The 12896-nt window shown below is 43.9% G+C and carries 7 protein-coding genes; 5 read left to right on the forward strand and 2 right to left on the reverse strand.

The features are described 5' to 3' along the window. Positions 1-42: 42 nt before the first annotated feature. From P176_RS0110195 to tsaB, 4 genes are read left to right on the forward strand one after another with little or no spacing between them, the layout of a single operon-like run. Complete coding sequence (locus tag P176_RS0110195; protein ID WP_026754614.1) at positions 43-1485, forward strand: TolC family protein; 1443 nt, start codon at positions 43-45, stop codon at positions 1483-1485. Positions 1486-1488: 3 nt separating this feature from the next. Further along, the gene (locus P176_RS0110200) at positions 1489-2772 is read left to right on the forward strand and encodes an efflux RND transporter periplasmic adaptor subunit (protein ID WP_026754615.1); all 1284 of its coding nucleotides are present in this window, start codon (positions 1489-1491) and stop codon (positions 2770-2772) included. Between the two features lie 41 nt (positions 2773-2813). Next, entirely contained in the window at positions 2814-3284 is a 471-nt protein-coding gene (locus P176_RS0110205; RefSeq protein WP_037348892.1) for a TlpA disulfide reductase family protein, read from the forward strand. Positions 3285-3286: 2 nt separating this feature from the next. Continuing rightward, positions 3287-3949, forward strand: a complete 663-nt coding sequence (gene tsaB, locus P176_RS0110210) for a tRNA (adenosine(37)-N6)-threonylcarbamoyltransferase complex dimerization subunit type 1 TsaB (RefSeq protein ID WP_026754617.1) — start codon at positions 3287-3289, stop codon at positions 3947-3949. Between the two features lies 1 nt (position 3950). Here tsaB and P176_RS0110215 read toward each other — a convergent pair whose 3' ends face one another. Both P176_RS0110215 and P176_RS0110220 read right to left on the reverse strand, forming a co-directional pair. Beyond that, complete coding sequence (locus tag P176_RS0110215) at positions 3951-4778, reverse strand: mechanosensitive ion channel family protein (protein ID WP_026754618.1); 828 nt, start codon at positions 4776-4778, stop codon at positions 3951-3953. A gap of 308 nt (positions 4779-5086) precedes the next feature. Continuing rightward, positions 5087-5998, reverse strand: coding sequence for a NifU family protein (locus P176_RS0110220; protein ID WP_026754619.1), 912 nt, complete (start codon positions 5996-5998; stop codon positions 5087-5089). A 322-nt stretch (positions 5999-6320) separates the two neighbouring features. On the opposite strand from P176_RS0110220, the gene P176_RS0110225 reads away from it, so the two are divergent. Beyond that, entirely contained in the window at positions 6321-12896 is a 6576-nt protein-coding gene (locus P176_RS0110225) for a T9SS C-terminal target domain-containing protein (RefSeq protein ID WP_026754620.1), read from the forward strand.

Consider the following 12896-nt stretch of genomic DNA (forward strand, 5'->3'; position numbering starts at 1 on the left):
AGTTGTAACACTTAAGCAATTATAAAGACATATATATTGATTATGAGAAAAACAATAACGTTCATAGTAGCTTTAATCACTTTAGGCCTCCATGCTCAAGATAAAAAATGGACCTTAATTGAATGCGTTGAATATGCTCTTGAAAATAACATTTCAGTAAAGCAAAGTGAATTAGATGTGCAATCTACCGATATAGACCGCATGGTAGCGGTTGGTAATTTTTTGCCAAGTTTAAATCTTAGTGGTAGCGTTTCTGAAAATACAGGTCTTAGTTTTAACCCGGTAACAAATAACGCCCAAACCACAACATTTCTTTCTGCTACAGGTCGTATCAATGTTGGGTACACGCTTTTTGACGGTCTTCGAAATTTAAGACAGGTACAGCGCGCCAAAATTTCTAAATTGGCTAGTGAGTATCGCTTAGATAAAATGAAGGATGATATTTCTCTATTTGTAGCTAACGCCTATTTACAAGTAATATTGAACAAGGCAAACTTAGAGGTTTTGACATCTCAAAATTTGGTAACGAAAGATCAAATTGAAAGAACCCAACAGTTAGTAGATGCAGGTTCGTTGCCTAGAGGAGATCTTTTAGAAATTCAAGCAACAGATGCTACAGAACAACAAGGTATTGTAAATGCTGAAAATCAAATCCAAATTTCTTTGATCAGCTTGGCACAATTGTTACTGATTAAGGATTATGAGAATTTTGATGTTGAGGATGAGGGTTATGATATTGTTGATGATGGTATTTCAGAAAAGAACATTTCAGAAATCATATCTTCCGCAAGAAATAACAGATCTGAGATAAAAATTGCAGAGCAGGATGTGGAATTGGCAGAAAAAGATCTGCAAATAGCACGAGGGTCTTATTTACCAACGCTTTCTGCATTTTTTGGTTATGATACACGTTATACCGATGCCACATCTTTTACTCAGGTTCAAGATCCTGACAATCCAGTAAGCATTGAGCAAATTGGCGTTGTTCAAGAAACAGGTCAAGCTGTAGTTGGTGAGTTTCCTAATACTGTACCTCAAATTACGGGTGCAGATCCATTTATTGATCAGCTTTATCAAAATGACGGTATTGGATACGGTTTGCAATTAAACATTCCTATTTTTAATGGATTTGCAACCAGAGCCAATGTCAATAGAGGTAAAATCAATTTAGAGCGTTCTAAATTTCAATTAGAGCAAGCTGAGCTTGATTTAGAATCGAATGTTTATCAGGCTTATGTAGATGCAAAAGGAGCGCTTAAATCTTACGAGGCAGCTAAATCGGCGCTAGCGTCTCAAGAACTGGCTTATGATTATGCAAAAGAACGTTATGATGTAGGGTTAACCAACGCCTTTGATTTTAGTCAATCAAAGTTACGTTATGACAACACTAAAATCGATTTGAACAATGCCAAGTATGATTATATCTTTAAATTAAAAGTGTTAGAACTGTACTTCGGAATACCAGCAACAGATTTAAAATTTTAAGACATGAGTAAAAAGGCCATTATTATTACGAGTATTATTGCAGTACTCATTTTGTTGGTCGCGGGAGCAAAATTTGGTCTGTTCGGTAAAAAAGGGGATTTCAAGGAAGTCGAAGTCAAAAAAGTGGACTTGATAGACATTACGGAAACCGTATCAGCTACAGGAAAAATTCAGCCAGAAGTTGAAGTCAAAATTTCCAGTGAAGTCTCAGGAGAAATTATTGAGTTGCCTTTTAAAGAAGGGCAACAGGTTAAGAAAGATGACTTACTTGTAAAAATCAATCCAGATTTAATTCAATCTGCAGTAAACAGGTCACAAGCCTCTTTCCAAAACGTAAAAGCTGGTCTAGCTCAGGCAGAAGCCACATTAAAGCAAGCCAAAGCCAATTACGATAGAAGTAAAACGCTTTTTGAAAAAGGCGTGATTTCTAAATCAGATTGGGATCAGGCCATTGCTAATTTTGAAACTGCAGAAGCGGCAAAAAATTCAGCATATTATAGCGTTCAAAGTGCAGCAGCATCGGTAAATGAGGCTCAAGATAATTTAGGGAGAACCACCATTTATGCACCAATAAGTGGAACAATCTCATCTTTAAAGGTAGAATTGGGGGAACGTGTTGTGGGGACACAGCAAATGGCAGGTACCGAAATCTTGAGGGTTGCGAATTTGAAAAACATGGAAGTTGAGGTAGACGTCAATGAAACCGATATTGTAAAGGTTCAGATTGGCGATTCTACGATTGTTGAAGTAGATGCTTATCTTAAAAAGGAATTTAAGGGAATTGTAACTGAAATTGCCAACTCAGCCGGAACCGAATTGACGGCAGATCAAGTAACCAACTTTAAGGTAAAAGTGAGAATTTTAGAATCTTCATATACCGATTTAACTGATGGTAAGCCTGAAAATTACTCACCTTTTCGACCAGGAATGACGGCTACAGTAGATATCATCACCGCGCAACAAAATAAAACTATTGGTGTGCCTATTAGTGCCATCGTGATTAAAACCGATACGTCTTCTGCTAAAAAGCCTATCACGAAAGTAGCGTCTCAGGATCAAAATCCTGATACTGAAGAACGCTTTGAATGTGTATTTGTAAACAATAAGGGTATTGCTAAACTTAGAGTAGTGAAAACCGGTATTCAAGACGATTCAAATATCCAGATCATTTCGGGCTTAAAAGAAGGTGATCAAATAATTATAGGTCCTTACAATGTGGTGTCTAAAGAGTTAGATGCAGGTGATCAAGTGGAAATTAAGAACCAAAATAGTGAAAATAAAAGATGATAACTAAAGCGGTTTTTTTCATAATAACAGCTTTCATCTTAATGTTTTCCTCGGAAGGGATTGCACAAGACAAGCAACTTTGGGCCAAATCATTTCTTAATAAGAAAGCTCCAGAACTTCACATCAAAAAATGGCTTTCCGAAGAACCAGAACTTAAAGGAAAATTTGTATTAATAGACTTTTGGGCAACTTGGTGCGGTCCCTGTAAAAGAGCGATACCCACTATGAATAGATTTTCCGAAGAATTTCAAGATAACTTAGTGGTTATTGGTATAAGCGATGAGACAGAGGCTAAAGTGAAAAGCATGACGCAACCTATAATGAAATACTTTAGCGCTTTAGATACAGATAAGCGTTTAAATAGCATCTACGACATCAAAGGGATTCCTCATGTGGTATTGATAGATCCTGATGGTTATGTGCGATGGGAAGGTTTTCCTACTTTGGCGGGTCATGAATTAACATCGGCCGTTATCAAAGATGCGATGGAGACCTATAAAAATAAATCATAGTAATGGCCTATATTCTTAATTTAGAAACAGCAACTACAAACTGTTCGGTCTCTTTGTCTTATAAAGGCGAGACTTTGATTTTAAAAGAAGATAATAGTGCTAACTATAGCCATGCGGAATCGCTTCATGTATTTATTACAGATGTTCTAAAGGAAGCGGGCATAGACAAATCAAAATTAGATGCCATTAGCATAAGTAAGGGTCCTGGCTCTTATACAGGGTTAAGAATTGGGGTGTCTGCAGCTAAAGGCTTATGCTTTGCTTTGGATATTCCGTTGATTTCTGTGTCTACGTTAAAATCGCTGGCATCTCAACTAAATATTGAGAAAGGATGTATCATTCCTATGTTAGATGCGAGACGAATGGAAGTCTATTCAGCAATTTTTGATGCAGATCTTAAGGTACTTCGGAATATAGAAGCTCAGATTCTTGACGCCTCTTCGTTTCAAGAGGTTTTGAGCAAAGGCCCAGTTTATTTTATAGGAAATGGTGTAGAAAAAACAAAAACGCTGATTAGTCATGACAATGCTTTTTTTATTGATGACAAGTTGCCTTCAGCACAGCAAATGAGCATTATTGGATACGAAAAATTCAAAATAAACGACTTTGAAGATGTCGCTTATTTTGAACCTTTTTATTTGAAAGACTTCTTAATGAAGACCTAGTTTATTCAGCAGACTCATTGAACAAGTGCACATCTCTTTGAGGAAAAGGAATCACAATTCCCGCAGCCTCTAATCTTATTTTGCCTTCCTCTAAAATCAACCAACGTAAAGCCCAAAAATCTTCGTTTTTAGCCCAATAACGTAAGGATAAGTTAACCGAGCTGTCTGCTAATTCAGTCACCACAATCATGGGAGCTTTACCTTCTTCTTGAATAACAGTGTCTTGTTCGTTAACAAGGGCTAATAAAATATCTTTAGTGAGTTTAATGTCACTGTCATAGCTTATTCCCCAGGTCAAGGCTTCTTTTCTTATCGGCTCAGCACTATAGTTTATAATGTTATCATTAGATAATTGCCCATTTGGGATAACCGCAAGTTGATTTCCAAAGGTATTCAATGTTGTATTAAATATGGAAATTTCCTTCACTGTCCCATCTACGCCTTGAGCACTAATAAAGTCTCCAACTTTAAATGGTTTGATGATTAAGATTAAAACGCCTCCAGCAAAATTCGCTAAAGAGCCCTGTAGAGCCAGTCCAATGGCCAAACCTGCTGCAGCAATTACTGCGGCAAACGACGTGGTTTCGATGCCCACAGTACCTAAAACTACAATTGCTAAAACGATTTTAAAGATCCAACTTATGAGATTTAATAGAAATTTTCGAAGACTGAGATCTAAGTCTCTTTTCTCCATAGTGATTCTAATCCCTTTCATTACAGATTTGATAATCCAGGAGCCAACAATCCAAATGGCAATTGCAGCCAGTATTTTAGGGCCAAAATCAACTATGATTTCGTAAGCTTTATCTATCCATTTTTGTAATTCCATGCTTAGTATTTTCAGATTTAACGTCAAAAATAAAATAAAAAATTTCCTTTATTAAAACTTCTTATCGGGTATTTTTATTTGTGTTGAGAGCTTCGCTCTTAATTCACTAGTTTCTGAGCGCGTTCTTATATATTAATTTTTCCCTAGTATTTGTTAAACCGCATTTAGAAAACAGCTTAGTGTTTTGGTCTGATTAAAATACAGTTATGTGGATTATGTGAATTGAGATTTTATATTGAGATTTTATCTTTTGAGCAAATGAATTAACTCTAAAAATAGAGCATAATTTCAAACCTCAAATTCGAAAATCAACCATTAATAGCCTCAACCGTTTCCACGCGTCCTTTCATCATTTCGCGTAACATGTTTTCAATACCACTTTTTAACGTAAAAGTAGAGGAGGGGCATCCACTGCAAGCGCCCTGCAATAATACACTTACGGTTTTGGTTTCGGCATCGTAAGATTGAAACTCAATATTGCCACCATCACTAGCTACAGCCGGTTTGACATATTCTTCTAAAATATTAACGATTTCTTTAGAGGTGTCATCCAACGCTTCATAGGTTTTATCTAACGCAGACGTTGTTTTTAGTTTAGCCTGTTCAGCATTTTCATTGATAATGGTTTTAGAATCTTCGATGTAAGCTCTTATAAACTCGCGTAATTCTAATGTGATGTCGCTCCATTCTGCCATATCATATTTGGTAATAGACACATAGTTTTCATCTAGAAAAACGCCTTTCACAAATGGGAAATGAAACAAGGCTTTAGCCATTGGCGAGTAACTGGTGTCATCAATAGACGTAAACTCATGAGAAGAAGTGACCAGTTTTTTATTGGCTACAAACTTCAAAACAGAGGGGTTCGGGGTGCTTTCTGCATACACGGTTATAGGAACTTTTTTAGAAGTATTTTCAGCAGAAGTAGTTTCAACAACTGCACTGCCGGTGTTGAGATACGTCTCTATTTGCTCAGCCACCTCTTGTTGCACATCTGACCATTCAACAATATCATAGCGCTCAACAGCAATAAAGTTGCCCGAGATATAAATTTTCTTTACAAAGGGAAGATAAAAGAGCTGCTGTGCCAAAGGAGACGGCTTCGCTTCATCAATGTTATTGAATTCAAAGCTCTCATTTCGTGTTAAAAAATGGGAAGATTCAAATTTCAAAATCGCGTTATTATTAGTTGGTTTGGGAGTGATGACATGTTTGACCATAGGATGGTAGTTTTTTGCAAAAGTAACAAACAGATAGCAGAGCAACTTCGCTTTTTAAAGAAGCTAACATACTATTAACAGTTTTCATGAGTTGTATTAGAACTAATATATTGGGTTTATATAGAGTTTAATAGGTGCTTTAAGTGTTAAAGCGCTATTTTTACTAATGATAAAACGCATTCGTTGCTGAATTTTTATTAATTTTCACGTTTTGATAAAAAAAACGAAATACGTTTCAATCTTTAACGCATAACCCTCCCCGAATCTATGCTAATTAAGGTGTATTTCGGAATGGTTTAATATCTAAAATGCTTTTAGGCCTATGAAATATTTCTACTATTTAGTATTCATTTTGGTTGCATACCAATCGCAAGCCCAAGATGTCATTATGGAAAACGGCACATTTACAAGATGTGCCCCAGATAGATTCTACGATTCTGGAGGCCCTAATGGTCCTTATAGCAGCAATGAAAATATTGTAACCACAATTTGTGCTCCAAATGCAGAGGAGTTTATTATTCTTCAATTTACGGCCTTTAGTACGCAACTTAATGTAGACGAGATGACCATTTATGATGGGGATGACACGTCTGCGCCAGTGATTGGGGTTTACAATGGAGCCAATACACCGGGAACGGTTATCGCATCAGATACAAATACAAGTGGTTGTATAACCATTCAATTCATTACAAATGACTCAGGAACCACGACAGGTTTTGCGGCAGATATCATTTGTGCTGTACCTTGTCAAGAACTAATACCTTTTGTTGAGAGTACTGTGCCAGAGGCTAATGCTTCTGGAATTGTACAAATCACCTCTGGAGAGGAAGTGCAGTTTGTTGGAAATGCCAACTTTGAAAATGATGGTACAGATGCCATATATGAATGGTCTTTTGGTGATGGTGATGATGCTACAGGAAATGAGGTGTCTCATGTGTTTAATGGAGAAGGGGAATACACAGTAACCCTTACCGTAACTGATAATAATCCATTGGGTTGTGAAGCGTCTACTACCATCTCAGTTTTTGTAGTAGGAGCAAATATTGTCGTTGACACTAATGCATTTACCATTGAGCAATTGGTGACTGATGTCTTGATCAATAGTGCCTGTGCTGAAATTAGTAATATCACATCTACAACTGGTAGTACCGTGAATGGTATCGGATATTTTGCAAATGATGGCAGTCAGTTTCCATTTCTTGATGGTATAATTTTGAGCACAGGGAGTGCTTTAAATGCAGGAGGACCAAATGATGGGAATTCCAGTGACGGTGGTGATGGTTGGCCAGGTGATCCATATTTAGATGTGATTGCTGATGCTAATACCAATAACGCATCTTCAATTCAATTTGATTTTGTGCCCTTAGCAGATAATATTAGTTTTGAGTTTTTAATGGCCTCTGAAGAGTACGATCAGGGAACTTTCGAATGTGAATATTCTGATGCATTTGCCTTTTTGTTAACGGATTCTATGGGTAATACCACTAACTTAGCAGTCTTACCAGGAACAACAACTCCTATTTTAGTAACTAACATTCATCCAGATAATGGGGCCGAATGTGGTGGAATTAATGAAGAATATTTTGGAGATTATGTAGGTGCTAATCAACCGCCTATGATATATGACGGGCGAACAGCCGTTTTTACGGCGCAATCATCTGTTGTTCCAGGAGAAACCTATAATATAAAGTTGGTTATTGCAGACGCAAGAGATACTGCTTTTGATTCGGGAGTTTTCTTAAAGGCAGGAAGTTTTAATCTCGGTGGCGATATTGGTGAAGATATTACAATTGCGGCAGGAACAGCAACATGTGGTGGTACGCAACAAATATTGGATACTCAAGTCTCTGCAGCGGTACACACGTGGTACCTTGATGGTGAAGTTATTGAAGGAGAGACAAGTTCTACATTAGTAGCTGAGGAATCTGGTCTATACTCCGTGGATGTATTTTTATCTGTAGATTGTCAGTTTAGTGATGAAGTGCTGGTAGAATTTAAACCTAGTCCAGAAGCTAATACGCCGCAAGACCTTTCAGTTTGTATTAATGCAACTGCAGGCGAGTTTGATCTTACTGAAAATGATGCAGTCATACTTGGGGATCAAAACCCAGAGGATTTTATCATTTCATATCACCTCACAGAACAAGATGCTATCGATAATGTGGCCCCATTAACCAGTCCATATACAAACATAGAAAACCCTCAAATTATTTATGCCAGAATTGCAGATATTACGCAAGAGTGCTATACAACAACAACTTTTGAAATTGGGTTTAATGGTCTATCCATCAACTCAAATTTAACACCTTTAGAAGTGTGTGATGATAATCAAGATGGCATTGCGGTATTCAATCTAAATGAGGCAGATGCTGAGGTGGTAGACGGTCTAGATGCTGAAACAGTTTCGTTGTCTTATCATGTATCTCAAGACGATGCAGATGATAATGTTTCTGAGATCACGGCGCCATATACTAATGTAGATCCAGATCTTCAAACTATTTTTGTGAGAGTTACAACTATTGGTGATGAGGCATGTTACAATACGACTGAATTAGATTTAGTGGTTAATCCTAAGCCAATTGCAGTTGCGCCCACTTCGATTGAAGTTTGTGATGATGATGATAATGGAATCGCAACGTTTGACCTATCCTTAAGAACTGCGGAAATTTTAGGTGCTCAGACCAATATGACCGTTACATACCACATATCGCAAGCAGATGCTAATGAGGGTTTAAATCCGTTACCGACATCATACAATAATGTTGATGAAGACCTGCAGATTGTTTATGCGAGAGTAGAAGATGACATTACGGAGTGTTATGATACAGTTGAATTGACATTAATCGTTAATCCACGACCTGCTTTTGGTGCATTTGCCGATATTGTATTATGTGATGAAAATGGAGCTGCTAATGAGGAGCCCTTCAATTTAAGTGCCACTAGTAATGAAGATGTTGATGGTCAGCCTACGTTAATTGTATCTTATCATGATTCTATGGAAGATGCAGAGTTTGGAGATGACCAGCTTACTAGCCCTTATACTAATACGAGTAATCCACAAACGATTTATGTAAAAGTCACTAATATTAATACGGGTTGCAGTAGTGTTGGAACGTTCAATATTATTGTTAATACATTACCCGATCTGACTGTCCCTACCCCCTTGGAGGTCTGTGACGACGGCACCCCTGACGGGATCACTCTGATCGACCTATCACTTAAGAACACGGAGATCACCGGTGGCAATCCCGGCTATACGGTGAGCTACCATTTCACTGCCGCCGATGCGCAGAACGGCGTTGACGCTTTGGATATCCCTTACGAGAACGAGTCCAACGGCCAGACGGTCTACGTTCGGGTTGAGGATTCCGTTACGGGCTGTTTTGACACGACTGAGCTTGTGCTCACCGTGGAGCAGGCCCCTGTGGCCAATGCCCCATCACCACTTGAGTTCTGTGACCCGGACAGCGATGGCTTCGGGACCTTTGACCTTACGATGAGCGATGGCGAGATCACGGGCGGCGACGCCGGTCTTGAGGTGACCTACCACGAGACCTCTGTCGATGCGCAGAACGGTGTGAACGCGGTGACGAGCCCCTACAGCAACATCGTGATCAACACCCAGACCCTATATGTACGGGTTGAGAGCGGTACGATCGCCACGGACTGTGCGAGCTTTACGCAGCTGCAGTTGGTGGTGAGCCCAACGCCACAGCTCGGCGCCACGCCACCGACCCCACTGGGTGTCTGTGACGATGCCTCCGGTGACGGGATCGCGCAGTTCGACCTTACGGTGAAAGAGGAGGAGATCCTACAGAACCTTGACGACCAGACGCTCTACACGGTGAGCTATTATTTGAGCGCCACCGATGCGAACGTTCCCCAGAACGCCATACTGAACCCCTTTAACTATACCAATATAGAGCCCTTTTCCCAGACCTTGGTGGTCCGGGTAGAGGACAACGCCACGGGCTGTTACAAGCTCACGACCCTAGAGCTTGTGGTCAACGGCCTTCCCGAGCTTACCCAGCCCGCTCCGTTGGAGCTCTGCGACTACGTTTCTTCCGGGGACGAGGTCGAGGGCTTCACCCTTGAGGACGCGACGGACACGATACTTGGTGGCCAGACCGGGATCAGCCTTAGCTTCCATGCGACGCAGGCGGGCGCCGATACCGGCACCGATGTGATCACCAGTCCCTACCAGAACACAGAGAACCCCCAGACGGTCTATGTACTGGCAACGGACGATGTTACGGGCTGTACCAGCACGGTGACGCTCCTGCTCAGGGTGAACCCGATCCCATCGCCGGTAGCGCCGATGGACATCGAGGTGTGCGACGGGGACAACGACGGCTTTGCGAGCTTCGACCTTGAACAGCGCACGGACGCGATCATCGGCGGAGAGGCCGATGTGGAGGTGACCTACCACGAGACCCAGGGCGACGCCGATAGCGGCGAGAACCCACTGACCAGCCCCTACGAGAACATCGTGATGGACGAGCAGGTGGTCTACGTCAGGGCAGAGAACACGGTGACGGGCTGTTACAGCGCCTCACGTACGCTCACCCTTCGCGTGCTCGGCTCGCCCGAGGTACCGTTGGAGATAGAGGACTACGTGATCTGTGATACCGATGCCAATGGCTTTGCACAGTTCGACCTTACGACCAAGAACGCCGAGATCCTTGGCGGACAGTCCGCCGCGGACTATATACTGACCTACCACGTGAGCGCTGCGGCGGCCCAGACGGGCAGTGCCCCTATAGCGAACGTGCTGGCCTATACCAATACCTCGAACCCCCAGACGATCTACGTAAGGCTTGTTGGCAGTGCCAATGGCTGCGCCGATACGGGGCAGTTCGAGATCCGTGTGGAGCTCCCACCGGTCGCGGTACTGCCCGCACCGCTACAGCTCTGCGACGACGATATTGCCGATGAGATCACGGTGTTCGACCTTACGGTGCGCGACACGCAGATCACCGGCGGTGAGGGCAGCTGGAGCGTGTCCTACTATGAGACCCTTGCCCAGGCAAATGGCCAGACAGGTGCGATAGCGGACCCTACGGCCTATACGAACACGACCGTTGGCGGCGCCGCGGCCAATCCGCAGACGCTCTACGCAGTGGTTACGGACACCGATACGGGCTGTACGGACATTACCACGCTGACCATCCGCGTGCTGCCGAACCCGACGCCGACCACGGACCTTCCCGAGCTTGTGCTCTGTGACGATACCGCGCCCGGTGACCTCCAGGAACCGTTCGATTTGACGCTCAACGAGTCGCTGCTGATCAACGGTGAGGACAACGTGACGGCGAGCTACCACACCACGGCCTTTGATGCCGACCAGGGCACGAATGCCATAGTGGACCCGACGGCCTATGAGAACACGGCCACGCCACAGGTGATCTACGCCAGGGTGACCAATGACCTTACGGGCTGCTACACGGTAGTGGAGCAGACCATCTCTGTGGACCCGCTCCCGGCACTGCCAGCAGGCGGAGTTGATGACCTGATCGCCTGTGAGCTTGCGACGGACGGCTTTGCGCCGTTCTTCCTTAGCGATAGGGACCTTGACGTGCTCGACGGGCAGGACCCTGCGCTGTTCACGGTGAGCTACCATATTGACCAGGCGGACGCCGATAACCTTGAGGACGGCCTTGTGAGCCCCTATGTGAACGTGACCAACCCACAGCAGATCTTTGTTGCGGTGACCAATAACGATACGGGCTGCTCGATCAGCACGCTGAGCTTCAACATCGAGGTACAGGAGGGCGCCGCGGCGAACGCCGACATGGCGGATATCCTCTATGAGACCTGTGATGATGAAATGGAGTTTGACGGGGACCCAGGTAACGACAGCGCACAGTTCGACCTGACGCCGGTCACTGACGTGGCGGACCTTGTCCCGGGCAGTGTGCAGGCAGAGGTGCTCGACGGGCAGGACCCGGCGAGCTATACGGTGAGCTACTATGCGAGCGAGGCGGATGCCGCGCTCGGTCAGGATCCCCTGCCGTTCCTCTATGAGAACCTTGTGAACCCACAGGTGATCTGGGCACGTGTCGACAACGATACAGAGGCGGCCGATGGCACGGACAGCTCGATCTGTTATGCGGTCGCCCCGGTGACCCTGCAGGTGAACCCGATGCCATCGTTCGACCTGGAGGACAGCTATGTGCTCTGCGTGGGCACGGACGGCACGGAGGTGATCGGTGCGCCGGTACTGGATACCGGGCTTACGGCACCTGACTACGAATTTGAGTGGACCTTCAACGGCACGGTGATAGCCGGTGCCGATGGGGGCAGCTATATGCCTGGAGCGGAGGGCATCTATGGGGTGAGCGTCACGGACGTATCGACCTCATTGGTGACCAGCTGTGTGGGCTATGACCAGGCGGAGGTGATCGAGAGCGGTCCCCCGGCCGTGAGCGCCGAGGTGCTCACCGATGGCTTTGCCGATCTCCACGTTGTGGAGGTCACGGTGGCCGGTGACGGCAGCTACGAGTACAGCCTTGACGGCGGCCCATGGCAGGACAGTCCCGTGTTCAGTGACGTGTCCCTTGGGGACCACGAGCTGACGGCCAGGGACAGGAACGGCTGTGGCCTTGCAAGCACCACGGTGACGGTACTGGACTACCCGGCGTTCTTCACGCCCAACGGTGACGGTTACAACGACACGTGGAACATTGCGGGGATAAGTGCGCAGGGCAGCGCAAAAATCTTTATATTTGACCGCTTTGGGAAACTGCTCAAGCAGCTGGACCCTACAGGTGCAGGTTGGGACGGTAGCTACAACGGTAGCGCCATGCCAAACAGCGACTACTGGTTCGTTGTCGAGTACCAGGAACCGAACACTGGCACAAGCAAAGAATTTAAAGCACATTTTACCTTGAAAAGATAA

It is taken from the genome of Sediminibacter sp. Hel_I_10, assembly GCF_000688335.1.
GTDB lineage: Bacteria > Bacteroidota > Bacteroidia > Flavobacteriales > Flavobacteriaceae > Psychroserpens.